This window comes from Paenibacillus ferrarius (assembly GCF_002027705.1).
Classification (GTDB): domain Bacteria; phylum Bacillota; class Bacilli; order Paenibacillales; family NBRC-103111; genus Paenibacillus_E; species Paenibacillus_E ferrarius.
In genome coordinates this window covers 280,162-297,917 of the sequence record NZ_MBTG01000012.1, presented here as the reverse complement: position 1 = coordinate 297,917, position 17,756 = coordinate 280,162, and the positions used below count along the sequence as shown (strand labels likewise).

The 17,756-nt window shown below is 44.5% G+C and carries 14 protein-coding genes; 3 read left to right on the top strand and 11 right to left on the bottom strand.

Annotated features, from left to right (window positions below):
* Nucleotides 1-114 precede the first annotated feature (114 nt).
* The gene (locus BC351_RS14665) at nt 115-2,151 is read right to left on the bottom strand and encodes a Na+/H+ antiporter (RefSeq protein WP_079413223.1); all 2,037 of its coding nucleotides are present in this window, start codon (nt 2,149-2,151) and stop codon (nt 115-117) included.
* 359 nt (nt 2,152-2,510) lie between these two features.
* On the opposite strand from BC351_RS14665, the gene BC351_RS14660 reads away from it, so the two are divergent.
* From BC351_RS14660 to BC351_RS14650, 3 genes are all read left to right on the top strand, one after another.
* Complete coding sequence (locus tag BC351_RS14660) at nt 2,511-3,719, top strand: MFS transporter (protein ID WP_425270922.1); 1,209 nt, start codon at nt 2,511-2,513, stop codon at nt 3,717-3,719.
* Nucleotides 3,720-4,097: 378 nt separating this feature from the next.
* Nucleotides 4,098-4,376 carry an ArsR/SmtB family transcription factor gene (locus tag BC351_RS14655; RefSeq protein WP_079413219.1) on the top strand — a complete coding sequence of 93 codons (279 nt, stop codon included), beginning with the start codon at nt 4,098-4,100 and terminating at the stop codon, nt 4,374-4,376.
* A 94-nt stretch (nt 4,377-4,470) separates the two neighbouring features.
* Nucleotides 4,471-5,799, top strand: a complete 1,329-nt coding sequence (locus BC351_RS14650) for an MFS transporter (RefSeq protein WP_079413582.1) — start codon at nt 4,471-4,473, stop codon at nt 5,797-5,799.
* Between the two features lie 48 nt (nt 5,800-5,847).
* On the opposite strand, the gene BC351_RS14645 is transcribed toward BC351_RS14650, so the two are convergent.
* The 10 genes from BC351_RS14645 to BC351_RS14600 form a co-directional block, all read right to left on the bottom strand.
* Nucleotides 5,848-6,948, bottom strand: a complete 1,101-nt coding sequence (locus tag BC351_RS14645; protein ID WP_158082091.1) for a GerAB/ArcD/ProY family transporter — start codon at nt 6,946-6,948, stop codon at nt 5,848-5,850.
* Between the two features lie 14 nt (nt 6,949-6,962).
* Complete coding sequence (locus BC351_RS14640) at nt 6,963-7,196, bottom strand: hypothetical protein (RefSeq protein WP_079413215.1); 234 nt, start codon at nt 7,194-7,196, stop codon at nt 6,963-6,965.
* A gap of 11 nt (nt 7,197-7,207) precedes the next feature.
* Complete coding sequence (locus BC351_RS14635) at nt 7,208-8,410, bottom strand: Ger(x)C family spore germination protein (RefSeq protein WP_079413213.1); 1,203 nt, start codon at nt 8,408-8,410, stop codon at nt 7,208-7,210.
* A 13-nt stretch (nt 8,411-8,423) separates the two neighbouring features.
* A complete protein-coding gene (locus BC351_RS14630; RefSeq protein ID WP_079413211.1) occupies nt 8,424-9,926 on the bottom strand; it encodes a spore germination protein in 1,503 nt (500 codons plus the stop codon).
* Between the two features lie 178 nt (nt 9,927-10,104).
* Nucleotides 10,105-10,539, bottom strand: a complete 435-nt coding sequence (locus BC351_RS14625; RefSeq protein ID WP_079413209.1) for a hypothetical protein — start codon at nt 10,537-10,539, stop codon at nt 10,105-10,107.
* Between the two features lie 126 nt (nt 10,540-10,665).
* Complete coding sequence (locus BC351_RS14620) at nt 10,666-12,270, bottom strand: response regulator transcription factor (protein ID WP_079413207.1); 1,605 nt, start codon at nt 12,268-12,270, stop codon at nt 10,666-10,668.
* Nucleotides 12,271-12,297: 27 nt separating this feature from the next.
* On the bottom strand, nt 12,298-14,031 hold the full coding sequence (locus BC351_RS14615; RefSeq protein WP_079413205.1) for a cache domain-containing sensor histidine kinase: 1,734 nt from the start codon (nt 14,029-14,031) through the stop codon (nt 12,298-12,300).
* A 122-nt stretch (nt 14,032-14,153) separates the two neighbouring features.
* Nucleotides 14,154-15,665: an ABC transporter substrate-binding protein gene (locus tag BC351_RS14610; protein WP_079413203.1), complete on the bottom strand. Its 1,512-nt coding sequence runs from the start codon at nt 15,663-15,665 to the stop codon at nt 14,154-14,156.
* A 49-nt stretch (nt 15,666-15,714) separates the two neighbouring features.
* On the bottom strand, nt 15,715-16,605 hold the full coding sequence (locus tag BC351_RS14605; RefSeq protein ID WP_079413201.1) for a carbohydrate ABC transporter permease: 891 nt from the start codon (nt 16,603-16,605) through the stop codon (nt 15,715-15,717).
* A 16-nt stretch (nt 16,606-16,621) separates the two neighbouring features.
* Nucleotides 16,622-17,590 (bottom strand): ABC transporter permease, encoded by a 969-nt coding sequence (locus tag BC351_RS14600; protein WP_425270926.1) that lies wholly within the window; start codon nt 17,588-17,590, stop codon nt 16,622-16,624.
* Between the last annotated feature and the right edge of the window lie 166 nt (nt 17,591-17,756).

The following is a 17,756-nucleotide window of genomic DNA, read 5'->3' as shown; positions in this document are numbered from 1 at the left end:
ATCATGATAAAAACAAACATTTAGTTAATACATTTGTACACTAACATCTCAAGAATGTCAACTTTATCTTGATATTTTTTTCAAGCAGCTTTCTCGGCATGTTAGCTGCCTGCGTCAAACAATTTCCTCAAGCTCATACAGCGATGCTTCCCGGTTGCGGATCACTCTCCGTAGAAGAGTTGCCATATCACGCGTGATGTCTCCTTTTTCAAAAAATGCTTGCACCGCATCGCGCTCCGCTTGAACAGCAATCCAGTGAAGCTCTCTGCGGCATTCGTCGAACGATCGGTCCTTACGCCGCGAGCCTATCGTGAACCTGCGCAGCCTGTCCAGCATCTGACGGTAGTACTCGAGCACACCTTCGGTCGCTTCATCGCTCTTAAGAGAGCATCGCTCGGAGAACTCGTCGACAACGGCTTGGCTGCATTGCATTTTCAGCGTGCGAAGAGCTATCATATCAGGCTCGCTGATACCGGAAACGACGCTGGGTTGACGGACGAACACGATCATTTTCAACCGGCGCCAAAGGGTTTTGATAATAACTTTGCCCAAATCCAGCTTATTAGCCAAAATGAGCTCAATCTGCTCCAGCATGTTCAAATAATAGTTGGCCTGCTCACGGCTGACTTGTCCGCTTTCCAGACGATCATTGACATATTTGCGTTCAATACTCAGCGCGAGCAGACGCATCCCTGCTTCTTCCTGCCGGGAACGCGGCAGACGTTTCGTTTTGTTGTCCTTCTGGCCGAGCTGCTGCATCATCAGTTTATAATCGCTGATCACCGTGCTCACGGCCATCTCGTTTTCTTCGTTGCTCGTTTTCTGCAGGGCCCGAACAGCCGCCGCCATGACTTCAATCTGCCACTCCCGTTCCAATCTTTCTTTTTCGGCATCATCGGTTGTGCTTTTCTTCTTGGCAAGCAGCGGAAGAGCGATACTGGCCGTTAGCAGCGACAACAGGATGACGGAAGACGCAAGGAATATAATAAGATCCCGTTGCGGAAACGGGTCGCCATTTTGGAGCAAAAGCGGAATGGAGAACGCACCGGCCAGCGTAACTGCGCCGCGCACACCTGAAATGGCGGTTAACGTCAGGATACGCAGGCTTGGCACCTCGTTGCTTTTGTTCCCGAACCAACGTCCGCCTCTTGAGAATAGAAACGTCCATACAAAACGCAGCACCAACAACATGGCATAAATAAGTACGGCATACCCAATGACTTTGAAATTATCAAAAGCCGGATCGCTCAGAATCGTCCGGGATACGTCTGGGATTTGCAAACCTAAGAGAACAAAGACCAATCCATTCAGGACAAATAAAATAACGGACCAAGTCGGATTCGATACGCTCTTGAGATTCGGCATCGTAAATGGCATCCGCTCATTCTCAATCGCATGCACCAGTCCTCCGGCTACGGCGGCAAGGATGCCCGACACGCCAAGCTCCTCGGCGATCAAATAAAGCAAGAACGGTGTAAGAATTTGCAGCAGCATATGCATCGTCTCATCCTCGAGCCCTGCCCGTCGCAAGAGATGGCGAAGACCAACGATGAGAAAGGCGACTATCGCCCCAACGAGCAAACCGCCGATCGAAATGACAAGGAAGCTAAAGCTTGCCTTCGGCAGCGAGAATACGCCGGTGACTGCCGCAGCGATAGCGAATTTGAATGCAACGAGACCCGAGGCATCGTTCATCAAGGCTTCCCCTTCCAGCAGCCGCTTCAAGCTGCGCGGAAGATGGATGCGCCCGGCAAGGGAGCCTACCGCTACCGCATCCGTTGGAGACAAGATGGCAGCAAGCCCGAAAGCAGCGGCCAGTGGAATCGAAGGAATCAGCCAATGGACACTGTATCCCACAACACACACAGTGATGAAGACGAGACCGACTGCAAGCAGCAGAATTGGCGCCCGCAATCTCCACAGCTCATCGCGCGGCGTATGCTTGCCATCGTTATACAAGAGCGGGGCAATGAACAGAATGAAGAACAATTCCGGTTCCAGATGCAGGTGAATACCTAACGGAACGACGACCAGACTGGCTCCCAAGACAATTTGGATGAGCGGAACGGGAATGAACGGAACGAATCGGTATACGACATTGGATACGCCAATTAGAACCAACAGCATGAGAATGATAATAAATACTTCCAAACGGTGTCCCTCCATGACATGACAGGCTGCCGAGGGCTGTCCCTTTAAGCACCTGTTGGTGATAGGTATTCGTGTAGTTCTCAAACAGGATATTTTTACTAATTCCTATTATATCATGATCAACTCTACTCTGTTCAATGGTGCAAGCTCATCTATTTTCAACTGAATGGTTACTTCATAGGTAAAAAAAAGGCGCTTGACGAAACACTCTTTTAGTGTGATAGTTATACAATCATCTAATTGACTATTGTAAAGGAGGTTGTTAATCGTGTTATAGCTGTTCAGATCCTAGATGCTTACTACAACAATTTCCTTTCACATTTGTGAAATTACATGATATTTAGGAGATGAATTTAAACGTGATTAATTCTAAATCTTTCATCATTTACATCCTCGCCTTCGGTATCTTTGGTATCATCAATACTGAAATGGGCGTTATCGGCATTTTGCCGCAGATTGCCCAGCAATTCGGCATCAGTGTCTCACAAGCGGGATTGCTTGTCAGTCTTTTCGCCTTAGCTGTAGCAATTTCCGGTCCATTCATGCCTCTATTGTTCTCAGGTATCAATCGCAAGAATGCCATGCTCTTGGTAGTCGGCCTATTCGTCATTGCCAACGTAGTTTCTGTTTATGCACCTAACTTCACCGTACTCTTAATTGCTCGCGTTGTACCTGCCTTCCTGCACCCTGTTTACTTCTCCGTGGCATTTGTAGCTGCTGCCAATACGGTCAGCAAAGAACAAACGAGCAAAGCAATCGCCAAAGTATTTATGGGAGTTACCGCTGGAATGGTCATTGGCACACCGATCACTTCTTATATTGCTGACGTCATTTCGCTTGATGCCTCGCTCTGGTTTTTCGCAGTGGTCAATGCGATTGCCTTTCTGAGCATTCTTGCTTTCGTACCCTCCATGCCTGTAAAAGAAAGACTTTCTTACGGACAGCAGTTAAGTGTTTTGAAAAAACCACTTGTCTGGTTAAGCATTGTGACGGTCATCTTCCTAAATTCAGCGATGTATGCTGTCTATAGTTTTTTTGCTGAGTATTTGGATACTGTTACTCATATGTCGGGAAAACAAATCAGTCTTATGTTAGTTTTATTCGGTGTTACGGGTATTGCAGGCAATCTGCTGGCTGGCAAGCTGCTTAGCAATAAAGCGATGGCAACGGCACTTGTTTATCCTTTAATATTTGCTGCCATATATTTGCTTGTCTTTTTCTTTGGTAGTTTCTCTCTTCCAATGACGATTATTATTGCGGTATGGGGCGTTCTTTTCACCCTGGGACTTAATATATCGCAATATTGGATTACTTCTGCGGCTCCGGAAGCACCTGACTTCGCCAATGGGTTATTTGTGTCTTTCGCTAATCTGGGTGTTACCATCGGTACATTCATTGGTGGATCCTTTATTGCAGAGATGGGAACTCAGCATGTTATTTGGAGCGGCTTACTGTTCTTGGTCCTTGGCTTAGTGTCTATTATGCTAAGAACTGTACGTTACAATCCCCAAAAAGTAGATCTGCTTAATAAAAAACGGCATCTCAGCGTTGATATCGATCCAAGCTGATTCTGGGGCTGTCCCATAAGCCAAGTTTGTGTTTAGCGTCGATCGTTCGGTCACCTGATAGTAAAAACCTGCAAAAGCGCAGGAATTTCCGACAAACTTGGCTAAAAAATGAGAATGCCTGCAATTGCGCAGGCATTCTCATTTTTTTCAGCCTCTATTGCCCTCTATTGCAGAAAAAGATGCATTATCGCAGGAATTTGCCTCCAACAATCGCTTTTCCTCATAACCGCAGCAGTCTGGCGACAACCAACTGTACCTATTCATCCCTGATCGACTCGGCTGGAGAGAATTTTTTGAGCACATATGGTATGATGATGATAAAAATGTATCGTTTTGCTTCTGTAAGAACAACATGTCATACGAAAGGAGTTTTTCAGAATGACTATCCTATCTGACCAACAATTCTCGAGAATTTCCCGTGCTTTGGCTGAACCCAGACGGTATCAAATGCTCAAAGAAATCGGTGCCTCAACGGAGCCTCTTCCTTGCAGTACGCTGCATTTAAGCCACCCCGTGAGCGCCGCAACGATCTCCCATCACATTAAGGAACTGGAGACAGCAGGCTTGGTGCAATGTCTTCGTGAAGGCAAATTCATGAGCCTCGTACTCGAACACGACGTTTTACGTGCCTACTTAGATAAGCTTGCGGAGATTTAATTACGATTACACGTATATCTTTCGTAATCCTCTTCCATGATAAGAGAGGGTGTATCTGTGGCAACAAATTTGGAACGAATGGGATGAACCGCGTTTGAATGATAAAATTGTAATGCCGATATGGACGTTTGGACTATTCATCGTTGTCATGAACACGACTATGTTCAATGTGTCAATTCCGAGCATCATCCACGATCTGCATATTTCAGCTGATCTTGGCTCATGGATTATTTCCAGCTATTCTCTGGGTTATGCTTTATCTACTGTTATTTATAGTAGGCTCTCGGACATCATCTCGATTCGTCGGTTGTTGACTGTAGGGCTATTGATTCTTGGACTTTCATCCATCTTTGGCGTTTTTGCTTCTGATTTTCAGACGCTGTTGATTGCGAGGATTCTGCAATCTGCCGGGGCGGGAGCAATGGCAGGATTGGGACTTGTATTGGCCAGTCGATATATACCCATTGAACGACGAGGTCGAGCCATCGCCATGATATCGGCTGGCAGCGCAATGGCATTTGGGCTTGGTCCTATTGTAGGAGGCTTAATCAGCGAGTACTTTGGTTGGAATGGGCTGTTCGCGGTCACGTGCTGTGTCCTTATTGTCCTCCCCCTCCTCTTGCGCCTGCTGCCCAAGGATAGCCAGCCACAAACCGCCAGCTTTGACATGTGGGGCGCTTCATTAACTATCGTCCATACAGTTACGCTGCTTACGGCAGTAACCCAGCAATCCTTTGTTTGGCTCGCTCTCAGTGTTCTTTCGTTTGTTTTGCATGCTTGGCACTTAAAAAGAAAAAAAGAGACTTTCATCAACCTTGACCTGCTCAAAAAAACAGATTACAGAAAACTCTTAGTCGTTGGTTTTTGTATTCTGGTGCTGAATTTGGGGAATTTATTCCTCATGCCCTTGGTGCTTGCCAGTCTCTTCGCTAAATCGGCGATGACCATTGGTCTAATGATCGCCCCTGGTGCTATCTTCTCAGCAATCATGACGAGGTTTGTGGGGAAATGGATTGATCGTTATGGCAATTTGCGATTTTTGCTAATCGGTCATATCTTTCTGACTGCTGTGCTAATATTTTTTTCAATCTTACTTTCATATTCACCAACAGTCATTCTTATTGGCTACCTCTTTTTCTCACCAGCTTTTTCTGCAACAATGGCATCGTTAAATAATGAAGCTTCTCGCATTCTGCCCAGAACGCAAATCGGCTCTGGCATGGGCCTCCTCCAACTGATCCAGTTTTTCGGCGGTTCCATCTCGGTTGCTGTATGCGGATTACTGCTTGAGCACCAAAAAAAAAGCCCGCCTGTCGAAGCTTTCCGGCACGTTTATGAGCTTCTGTTTCTAGTAAGCTTATGCTCTGTGTTAATGCTGTTATGGTATAGAAAAACATCCTACAGGAAAGTCGCTACGAATTAAATAAAACCATCGCAACTCTCTGCGATGGTTTTTGTCATCGTATTGACCTTACTGCTTTACGGGTATGCTGCGTTTACGCCTAAACCAAGATACAACAAGAAGCATCATTGGCAGGAAAAAGGTGAAGATAAGAGAAAACGGCGCCCAATTTCTGCCCAAGTAATCACTAATATAGATGGTATTGGGGTAACACATTAATGAGAGTACAATCATTCCCAAGGCCAGTGGAGCAACCAACGGTTTCTCATCCTTAATGTTCAGGATTTGCACAATGCCCAGCAGTGAGGCGTGGAAAGTCAAGGTAATTTTGATGAAAATGGATAAAACCCAGATTGAGATCAGAATGCCTTCCACCCGCTCAAGAAAATGACCGATGCTTATATTTTTGGCAAGAGTGTAAGCCGGGAATAGTTGGTTAGTCGTTAACGCTTCACCAAGAACGGCAATACTGCCAACAGTCGTAATAAAAAGAATGACTCCGCCAACTCCTATCCCCGCTGTAAAACCGCTTCTGAGACCTCGCATTCTGGCGACGAATGGATAAAACATCAGCAGAACGCTCATCTCCTGCAAGCCGTAGAATGAGAATCCACCACGCAGAATCGGTTTGACGCCATACTCAAAAACTGGTAGAAAGTTATTCATGTTGAATTTAGGCAGCAGCGGCAGAATAAGCAGTAGAAATAGAATAATCAGCCATGGAAAAAAGACAACAGCCGCACGTGTGTATACGACGAATCCCGATCGGACAGCCATCACGACAATAAGTGCAAACAATATTTGCAGAGTCTCAATCGGAGTTTCTTGCATAATCTGTGAGGTTACGAAAAAACCTAGATCACCCATCATCAAAGAAGCAAGCAAATAAAAAAACATTACAAATGCTAGACATACCGCTTTACCAAGCCATTTGCCCAGTATGGTTTCGCAGTATTGGGCCAGAGTCTGTCCCGCAAATCGCTCCCCGAGTACAACGTAAAGAATGGCATTGAGACCATTCATCCCGATGCCAACTAAGCATGCAAGCCAAGCATCCTGTTTGGCTTCATGAGCCAGCGCAGAAGGTGTGATAAGAATGGATGTTCCAATCATAAAGAAAGTAATGAGCACGGCAAATGAGCTTCGGCTAATGATCTCTTTTTTCTCCACAGAAATGGCCCCTTTCATTGCAGTAACGAGTAAACCGCGCGGGGATAAGGCCCTAATGCCAGCTCAATCCAATCGAGTGGATTCGGCAAATTGATATTCAAGCTTTTAACGGTACTAATCACACATACCGTGAGCGTAATCACAGCCAATATCCAAAACTCTTTGAACTTCTTTTCCTTCCACATGCGAGGGAAATCCTTCCAAAGTGTCCAAGCTAATGTAAGGATAATCCCAATGAATAGCAGCATGAGGGTACTCCCTATTCTCTCGTTATTTGATCAACCGATTGCAGGATGGTCCCCACCCTGCGGAGACTCGAATCTACATGAACATGCACTTTAATTGTTTTAAAAACCTCGTCCCAATCCTTGATTTGATGCCAAGCTTTGGGGTATTTACGATGGAACGCGTCGCCGAAGCCGTAAATATCGGTCCCTATACTTTTCTGGATTTTATCGATCGATTCGCTGATAAGATCTTCTATTTTATGGTCGCTCAACTTCTTGATATCCGCCACAATTCCAGCTTTCGATAAATCCACTTTGCATTCAATATCAGCGATATCCTGCTCAATTCTGACATTGACATCGAATTCAGGAAGCTCATTTACCAAATGGGGATGCATGACCGTGTTGGAACGGATAACCTGCATCGTAATATTGCCTTTAGATCCTGGGCATGGAATAAAACCTGTTGTTTGATAAACGGAGTTTTGTACATAATTTAAAGCCTTCGTGTCATTCTCATCCAACCAGCCCACAAATCGATCTTTTTTGAAAGCCCCCATTCCGGCATATTTCAGAAGAGTAATCGGTTCCACGAACTGGGTATTTGCCGTTTGGTCTCCTATATTCTTATCCCCAATAATTTCAATCCCAGTCATAGAAGCACTCTTGCCTCTAGCTCCTAAGGCCTGAAGCAAATAATTTAGATTCATGCTGCCGGTAGCCGACCAATATTTATCCGAGGTATCCAGCTTCGTATACATGTTATTGGCAGGAATCGGATCCATCGAGCTGATCACTTTCAGCACCTCGGAAGCTTTCGACTGCCTGGCGACAACAAAGTAGAAATCCGTACGCATATCCAAATTGCGGGATAAATAGTCAATCGCTTTGCTGATTCCATGATGGGCAACATCTTCACTAATGATAACCATCCGCAGATGAGAGAAATGCAAAAAACGCGGAGCTTTAACGCTCATCCGGGATAAGGCTTCTGGAACAGTCATTCCCGTTTCTTCATATGTGATGACAGCGCTAGCATTGGTGGATGTTCCTTTTTTCGCCGAGACCTGGCTTGGATTAACCGTTTGAATGGTAACTTTATAACGTTCTCCAACTTTATCGATTCCCAAACCTACAACAATACTGATGTCATTTAATTCGTGTCTGCTCCAACAACCGCTTAACAGGAACATGAGAGAGAGCAGGAATACACTTGAGAGCAACCGCTGTTTCACATAATCTGCCTCCTCACCTGCGTTTCTGGCGAACGAGATTTTTCTGGGGGAAAGCTTTCGATCTAGTAAACATCTTCGTGAGAGAAAAGCGGAAAAACGTGTCCTTCTGGTCAGATAAATGGAATGGAGCAAGCGGTGACATATAGGGAACACCGAATGAGGAAAGCCCGCACATATGGACAACAAGCGCAACGATGCCTAGGAAAATACCAAAAAGCCCAAACGACGCTGCCAGCATCATCAGTAAAAAGCGGATAATCCGAATGGTGATTCCAAGATTGAAAGCAGGAAGAACAAAGTTCGATATCGCCGTAATCGACACCACGATAACCATGGCAGCGCTGACGAGACCTGCTTCTACCGCGGCTTGACCAATGACAAGCGTTCCTACGATGGAGATGGATTGGCCAACGGTTCTTGGCATCCGAACGCTGGCTTCGCGTAAGATTTCGAAGGTAATCTCCATCATGATCGCTTCAATGAAAGCCGGGAACGGAACGCCCTCCCTCTGACTGGCTAAATTATAAAGCAGCGTTGTCGGCAGCATTTCCTGATGAAAAGTAGTAATTGCAATGTAAAAAGACGGGGTTAACAGCGCCAAGCCAAATGAAAGGAAGCGCAGCAGCCGAATTAATGTAGAAAAATCCGCAGGTTGGTAGTAATCCTCGCTGGATTGAAAGAATTGCGTAAACAAGGCGGGGACCAGCAGCGCAAAGGGTGTTCCATCTACTAGAATAGCTACCCTTCCCTCCATTAATCCTGCTGCAATCACATCAGGACGCTCCGTATTAAATACAGTTGGAAAAGAGGTAAGCTGTTTGTCTTTGATCTGCTCCTCGATGTAATTGCTCTCAAGGATCGCATCTATATCGATGAGCGTTAATCGCTCTTTCACTTCCTGCAGAACCTCTTCGGAAACGAGAGTTTTCACATAAGCAATAACAACATCAGTTTTCGTAACCCTGCCGATTTGCATCGTTTCCATCCATAAATGCCGATCTTTGATTTTACGGCGAAGCATTGAGGTATTCCAGCGAAGCACTTCTGTAAAGCCTTCTCTTGGCCCGCGGACGACAGATTGCACATTCGGTTCTTCGACAGGCCGTGCCGTAAGTTCTTTCGTCCCAATGGCCAGAACACGCAGGCAGCCTTCAAGCAGCAGGATGCTGCTGCCGCATAGCAGCGCTGCAAATAGTTCTTCCATCTCATCAAGGTCCTGTACGGTGCCTGTCGAGATGACAACATTTTTACAATACTCGAGCAATTCATCCGAACTAAAATGTTGTTGTTCGCCACTTGTGCAGCACGTAAGCAAAGAATCAATCATGGCATGCAGATTCGAGAGGCCTTCCATGTAGACGACTGCACCTTGAATACAACGATCGGCGCTAAGATCAATTTGAATTTCCCGAACAGCAACATCGTCACTGTTGCCTAGTCCCTCCAATATTAGCAGCAAATTGTCTGTTAGACTTTCGCTCAACTGTTCGTCCATCGTCTGCTCAACGTTTGCCATCGTAATCTCCTGCTGTTAGGGAAGGTCTGTGTATAGGTAGTATTTAACTTAATTCCTTTTTTATGCATTATTGGTTACCAGCCGCTTAAGAAAAATAAAAGCACAACAGACAGACCTGATAAGGTCGTCTAGTTGTGCTTTTATTCAAGAGTTTGATATTACGTGTCCATACTCGCAATTAGGCATCCGATACGCCGGTAAAATTGAAGCTTTCAGGACCTACACGAATTGTTCCTAAAGCAGAGGTCTGTATGAATACACTATAGACGGCTCCAGCAATATTAGGAGCATTGAAATCGGAACCAGAAAAGGATATTAGCTGTGGTCCGAGGATGGAAAGATCAAGATTCTGAGCCGCTGAAAAGACAATGATATCCTGAGCGGTCGCTCCGCGTACGACACTTACTAAAACAGTAGTCGCTAAGGGAAGCAGTGGCAGCTGCACAGCGACAACGCCAGAGAAGTCAACATGCGTCAGATTGGCTGTGCCTCCCGATAGATTAAGGGTCTGCTGCGCAATCAATTGGGGTGTATTAATTACTGTAATCGGAATCGCGATAGAATTGGCATAACTAGCATTTTGAGATGTTTTCAAGTCCAAAAAAATGGTCATAGACTTGGCCTCCTTTCTCTTTTTCTAGTTCTAGTTTATGCCGCTAATCTAGCAATTGATCGGGCGTCTGCGCTAACTTTCCAAATAAAATACAAATTAGTTGAAAACCTGCATTAGGACATCTTCTTACTCGCATAGTGGAGCCGCTTGCTTCCGATAGTGCTGAGGCGTATGGTGGTACACTTTTTTGAACATTTTTGAGAAGTAAGAGAAATTACTATAACCCAGAGACTTCGCGATATCGGAGATCGGGATGGATGAATTGCGAATGAGTTCTCGAGCCAGCTTCATACGTTCCAGCAAGATATAATCTGTAATGGAATCGCCAACTTCTTTTTTGAACAATCTGGACAAATACGCAGGATTCAAATGGACGAAATCAGCAAGCTGCTCTCGGGTAATCATCTCGCTCAGATGATCTGCAATGAAGCACTGAACACGTTGAATGACAGAGTCATTCTGGTGCAAGCAATCTGATACCACTGAGATTAATTGAAGTGCCCACGCCTGCAGCTGTTCAAGGGAACGAGGCAATTTCCCATTCAACATGTCTTGATGATTCTGCAGAAGTTCATGGGCTGATAATCCATTTTTGTGTAAAATGTAATGAATCATTTGCAGAAAACCGTGATAAAAGGCTTGCAGCGCATGAGCGCCGTGCCTCGGGTCTTCGCGCAGCTCCATCAGAGAACGATGGATTTCCTTTTCCATCTCCCCCCTTTTGCCTTGCTCGATGAGGATCGTCCAGGCCGAGAACTCCGGAAGCTTAAGCGTCATCGGGGTCACTTGATAATCTTGCTGCCAGTACACTTTGTTGGACTTTTGCAAATTATTATATTCCATATCCAGCAGCTTAATATACGTTTCACGGATGTCACATAAGCTGGAAGCCTCCCCGATATAACAGGAAATGCTGCAGCTAAAATATTGCTTGCAAGATGCTATGTAAGTTGCGCTTTTCTCAGTTAGATCGGTATAATCCAGCTGTTCCTCTTGTTCCAAGAAAAACAGAACAACATTCACACCCTGCTTCGTTTGAATAACTTCTCCCTTGTTGCCCTCAAGCAGAACCTCGGAAGCTGCCTTGCGGAGCGCATATTCCATAATTTCCTCGTCCCCACTATTCAAATCGCGTTCCCAGGATTCAACACTAATCACAATCGGAACAATACGTGACTGTGGCGTTAAGGGGAGGTGATGGTCCGCTATGAAATTCGCTGGATTCTCTTGTTTGCAACCGATTTTTTTGGCAAACAACTGATTCCAGAACGTATCGGTTAGGACCGATTTATTTTTTAACCACAGCTCATAGTATGGCTTATATTGCTCACGAAGCTGATGGAGTGCTTGTTCTTGTTCGATGGATTGCAGAGCTTTGGCAACTGTCGCTTGCAGTAGGCTGAATTCAATCGGTTTAAGCATATAATCGAAGCTATCCAGCTGGACCGCTCTTTGGACGAAACCAAAGTCAGCATGTGCGGTCAGGAAGATCGTCTCCGTTGCAGGTGAATGCTCATTGACCCATTCCAGCAGTTCAATGCCTGTGCCCTTCGGCATCTCAATATCGCAAATCAGAATATCAATATGGGTATGTTCAAATACTTTCATGGCTTCACGCATATTATAAGCTTCATACACGTCAGAAATTTGCAGGTCATCCCAATTCAGACCGCTCCTGATTCCCATTACGGCGTAGATTTCATCATCTACTATGAGTGCTTTTCTGTTCATGAATATCCCCCTACCAAGCGACTTGGACTAGCTGAATGAATCCAATTGACGAATGGGCATGCGTATTACAATACAAGCGCCCGAATCTGGCAAATTGCTGAATTTCAGGCTTGCTTCATGCCCAAATATAAACTGCAAACGATGATGGACATTCCAGATGCCTAAATGCTCCCCATTTTGCGAAAGAAAGTACTCGCCATTTTGCAAACTTGCAAGAATATCTTCGCTAAAGCCGCTTCCGTTATCGGATATGACGATTTCCATCGTCTGTGACGGCATGTCTGAACGAATATGAATATGCATATGAAACGGATGATCCATGAAATCAAACCCGTATTTCATACTGTTTTCGATGAAAGGCTGAATGATCAGAGGCGGAATGCACGTCGTTCGCAGCGATTCCTCAACTTCGAATTGGAATGTAATGCGATCTGGAAAGCGAAGCTTCTGGATATTCATATAGCTCTCCATATGCTCGAGTTCCTCCGCAATTGAAACAACATTTCGATGCGTCTGTGTGGTGAAGCGGAAATATTTGACTAAGTTCAAACTCATCAGCTGGATAATATCGTATTTCTGAATTTGCGCCAGATTGTAAATGATATTAATTGCATTCAATAAAAAATGCGGATTCATTTGAAGCTGCAAATGCTTCACTTCCGCTTTATGTAATTTAATCTGCTCTTCATAGACATGAATCTTCAGATCGTGAATTTGCGAGGCCATATCGTTAAACGTTTCATTAATGATCGTAAACTCTTTCGTTTGGGAAGGCATAAGACGCGTGCTCCAATCGCCATGTTTAATTTTCCGCATCCCACGAATCAGATTGTAAATAGGTTTCAGGACCATCTCATTCAAATAGAAGACATAGAAGATTAGAACGATTGCCGCTAGGACAGGTATGATGAAAATGAATCCACGGAAGTACGTCAATTTCTGAACTAATTTCTTTTCCGGAATAAAAGCGCTTAACATTGTATCCGTACCCTTAATCGGATTGGAGACGACAATGTATCTTTTATCCGTTATGCTGATAAGCTGATAGGCTTCTTCCTTCTGATTGAGAATTGCAGGTTCAATAGAAAGCTCCATAGAGGAGTCTTTATTCGCAATAATCCGTCCTTCTGCCGAGATAAAAGAAGCAAATCCGTCTGATCCTAGTTGAATTAAGTCGAGCGGAATCATCAGGTTTCTTAAACGGACAGAAGCCCCTAAGTAATAGCCTTCCCCTGTATCCACCAATCTCACTAACGCATACTCATCGCCATATTTAACCGCTTTCCATTTCTGAAAAAAAGGACTGCCTGGTTGTGCTTCTTTTAACAGCGCAGCTAACGTCGTTTGAGTGGCAATAAGTTCGTCATAGGATTTCGTTTTGATCGCAGTGTTGAAGATGTCTTCATTCGTGACAGAATAAATAAACTGAAAATCCACGCTGCTGTCAAAACGGTGATACCGGTTTAATTCATTAATAATTCGTTCTTTAGTGAGAATGTACTCGGTTGGATCTGACTTAACTCTCGATAACAACGAGATATTGGGATCTTCGTAGGCCAAATTGTATAAGAAATTGGTCTCTCGGTCCAGTTCAGCCTGAATTTGATTTGAATATAGAATGATTGCATTTTTGTTCGATTCAGCAACCTGCTCTCTGACCGTGCTGGATGCATATAAATTGTTCACTAACAACAAGATCAATAACGGAATCGCAATGGCAATGAATCCGATAATCAGTTTAAATCGAAGAGAACTTGTCATCGATTCAGGTCTCTCCTAACGCTAGGGAATACAACCATTATAGTTAGTATAGGCCAAATAAGGAATCCCTACCTTTTGGGATACAGAATAAAGGTAGGGTATTCCAGGATAGCGACGTTCACTTATTTTTGGGAAGCCGCCCACTCTTTCAATTGCTTCTCGACTTCTGCCTTCACACGGTCAAAGCCTGCTGCTGCCCGCTTCTCTTTCCACTTGGCAATTGTTTTCTCTGGATCAACGGCACCGGTGTAAAGGGATTTAAACTCATTTTCGACGTTTGTTATCGAAGCCAGCTCGGACTTCACCGGTTCTTGATTAAATGAAAAACCAAGAGCAATTGAGCGTTCCGATCGGTCATTGAACTCTTTGAACAATTTCCATTTGTTCGGGTCTTCATTGGCGAATAAATAGGAATTGAATTGATTGCCGAACATCCAGCCGCCTGGATTCGGATAGGTTTCTGTATCAGCTGTCATTCCAGCAGGATAATCAATCATATGATCTGATTTCTTCACGTAATGCTTGTTCTCAATTCCCCAATCGAGCATGTTAAGCAGCTTGGCATCCGTATACAGCAAATTCAGGAACATCATAACTCGCGCCGGATCTTTCGATGTACGTGAGATTCCTAACATTGCTCCTTGGGCATCACCTGTTGTTGTAAAAGGTGCTGCGGTCTCGATTTGGACGACCTCTGTCCCCGAAGTAAGACTCATTTCCTTGTCTTTGCCTGGCTTCAAGGATTGCGCGACAGCGAAGCCTTTGCCTGCTTTAATCATATTCATCGCTTGGTCAGAATCCGAGGTGAGCACGTCTTTGTCAAACCAACCGTTCTTATTCCACTGATTAATCCGTTTGTAGAAATTGAGTACGTTCGGGTCCTCTAGCGTATCTACAATTTTAAGCTCTTTGCTACCGCGTGGAATCGCAAGACCTGCAACAATACCGTCATAGTTAGCCGCACTCCAAATGTTAGAGAATTTACTGCTGATAATAGGCGTTACCCCTGGCTCGCTCTCCTTGATCTTTTGGAACATCGCTTCAAGCTCGTCCATGGATTTAATGCCTTTAGTATCAAAATTGTACTTATCCACTAGTTTTTTGTTCAATAAGAACCCAAAGCCTTGGCCGAATTCCTTATTCGTGGGCAGCGCGAAGAGCTTGCCACCGATCCGTGAGCCTTTGATGAAATCTGGACCAAGCACGCCAGGAATGTCTTTCCCGTATTTGGACATGAGATCATCTAATTCCAGATACTGCCCCTTGGCCGCATCACGCGGATAATAATACCAGCTGGCTGTAAACATAAGGTCATACGTTTCATTCGATATTTTCATCAAATTCGTCTTGTCATCCCATGAGCCCCACTCGATTGGCTTAAGTTCGATGGTTGCGTTAATCTTTTCCGTTAAGTATTTGCTCATTTCTGCTTGAACCAAAGCTAAATCTTTCGGTGCGGATGCCGGGTATACGAGCGTTATTTTGTATGGAGCCAAAGCTTTGGAACCTGAATCCGATGAGGTCGCGGTGCTTGTCGTCGAGGCTCCCCCTTTATTCGTGTCGCTGCTGCAGCCGGATAATGTGAATGCGCTGCCAATCATAAGCGTAAAGACGATCTTGAATGATTTCTTCATGGATCTAGTATCCCCTCTCAAAGTAAAATTCTAGTTTCTTCCAACCCCATTACCCCTTGACGGCTCCGCTGGTGATTCCACTGATGTAATATTTCTGAAAAAACGGATACGCCAGAAGCAGCGGTCCTATTCCGACAATCGCGAGCGCCATACGAACGGTTTCCCTTGGCATCTTGGCGAGCAGTTCACCCGCTTGTGCAGAGGAGTTGGACTTCATAATGAGGTATTGGATATTGGTGAGTGTTTTGGTCATTAAATATTGAATGTTGTAGAGTGCGGGTTTATCAATGAACAGCATGCAATTGTACCAATCATTCCAATAAGCTAGCGTTGTAAACAGCCCGATTGTAGCTAGGATTGGCAGTGAAAGCGGTGTTACAATTTTCCAGAAAATTTGAATTTCGCTCGCTCCATCAATAGTCGCTGATTCAATGACCGATTCGGGGATCGAGTTCGCGAAAAAGCTGCGCATTAACAAAATGTTAAAAGCACTTAACAGCATGCCCGGAATAATCATCGCCAGCATTGAATTTTTCATATGCAGCAGATTTACAAACGTCATATACCACGGGACCATCCCCCCGCTAAACAACATCGTAAAAAAGATGTAGAAAGCTAGGCTTCGGCGGAACGGCAAATTTGCCCTTGAAAGCGGATATGCCATCAATGTTGTAACGAGTAAGCTTAACACAGTACCGATAATCGTGCAAAAGATCGTGATCCCATAGGCTTTGGTAATTTCCGAGAAGTTAAAAAATAAAAACTGGTATGCAGCGAAGCTAATTTTGCTCGGGAATAACGAATAGCCATTAGACTCTATGGAAGTTTCATCCGAGATCGAAACCATGAAGATAAGGAGAAAAGGCAATAAGGAAGCGATTGTAAACAACCAAAAGAAGACATGAATGCTGGCCTGACTGATTCTATTCGTCTTGATCATCGAGATACACCCTTCCCTAGAATAAAGCTTCTTGCTTGTTCACCCGGCGCACGGCGTAATTGGCTGCCAGAATCAGGATGAAGCAGATGCATGATTGATACAGTCCTGCTGCGGAAGACATGCCGATATCCCCTAATTGTCCCATAGCTCGATACACGAACGTATCAATGGTATTCGTTGTCGGGATCAACGCCCCCGTATTCATCGGCACCTGATAGAACAAACCAAAGTCAGAACGTAGAATGCCGCTTACGGCTAATAGAGTCATCGTTGTAATAATGGGGGTAATTAACGGAATCGTAATTCGCGTCATCTGTTTCCACTTGTTGGCACCGTCAATGGTTGCAGCTTCATAATATTCCTTATCAATGCCTAACATCGCAGCAAAATAGATGATGGATAAGTAACCAACATGCTTCCATGCATTGACGATAACGAGGATATATGGCCAATAGCCAGCTTCACTGTACCAAGAAATAGCCTCTTTGTGAAACCATTTGCCCATAAGACGGTTGACGAGCCCATTTTCCATATTGAGGAAGCTGTATACGAGATAGGCGACAACAACCATAGAAATGATATGGGGTAAGAGAAATGTGCTTTGGTAAAACCGAGAAATCAATTTGTCTTTGATTTCATTTATTAATAGTGCGGCTAGCAAGGCCAAGATTAAATTAAGAACAATAAAAACCACATTATACAAAATCGTATTTCGCGTGATGATATAAGCGTCAGGGCTGTTAAATAGGAATTTGAAGTTGTCCATCCCCACCCAGTCGCTTCCCCACATCCCTTTGGCAAAATTGAAGTTCTTGAAAGCGAGAATTAATCCATACATAGGAATGTAATTATTGATAAACAAATACAGAATACCTGGCAGGGTCATTAGCAGCAGCCATTTGAATTTATTAAACTTTTTTAACCATACCCGACTCTTCTTCCTCGTTACTGCCGCATATTGCGGTTGCATTGAAACGGTTTCCATTCCTTTCATGTGCCCACCCTTTCTGACTTTCTCTCGCTTACAGTGCCATTATATTACAACCAAAATCTCATCGACCACTAGGATCATGACTTCGTAGTACGACAATGGTGACTTGTTGTACGAATCGCTGTTCAGCGATATTGACACTCGTATAGGGACTCTTTAT

Excerpts from the sequence above, each read along its gene's own strand:
- BC351_RS14655 (WP_079413219.1), top strand. The coding sequence starts at position 4,098 with ATGACTATCCTATCTGACCAACAATTCTCGAGAATTTCCCGTGCTTTG.
- BC351_RS14640 (WP_079413215.1), bottom strand. The coding sequence starts at position 7,196 with ATGCTGCTATTCATTGGGATTATCCTTACATTAGCTTGGACACTTTGG.
- BC351_RS14630 (WP_079413211.1), bottom strand. The coding sequence starts at position 9,926 with ATGGCAAACGTTGAGCAGACGATGGACGAACAGTTGAGCGAAAGTCTA.
- BC351_RS14625 (WP_079413209.1), bottom strand. The coding sequence starts at position 10,539 with ATGACCATTTTTTTGGACTTGAAAACATCTCAAAATGCTAGTTATGCC.
- BC351_RS14620 (WP_079413207.1), bottom strand. The coding sequence starts at position 12,270 with ATGAACAGAAAAGCACTCATAGTAGATGATGAAATCTACGCCGTAATG.
- BC351_RS14615 (WP_079413205.1), bottom strand. The coding sequence starts at position 14,031 with ATGACAAGTTCTCTTCGATTTAAACTGATTATCGGATTCATTGCCATT.
- BC351_RS14610 (WP_079413203.1), bottom strand. The coding sequence starts at position 15,665 with ATGAAGAAATCATTCAAGATCGTCTTTACGCTTATGATTGGCAGCGCA.
- BC351_RS14605 (WP_079413201.1), bottom strand. The coding sequence starts at position 16,605 with ATGATCAAGACGAATAGAATCAGTCAGGCCAGCATTCATGTCTTCTTT.
- BC351_RS14600 (WP_425270926.1), bottom strand. The coding sequence starts at position 17,590 with ATGGAAACCGTTTCAATGCAACCGCAATATGCGGCAGTAACGAGGAAG.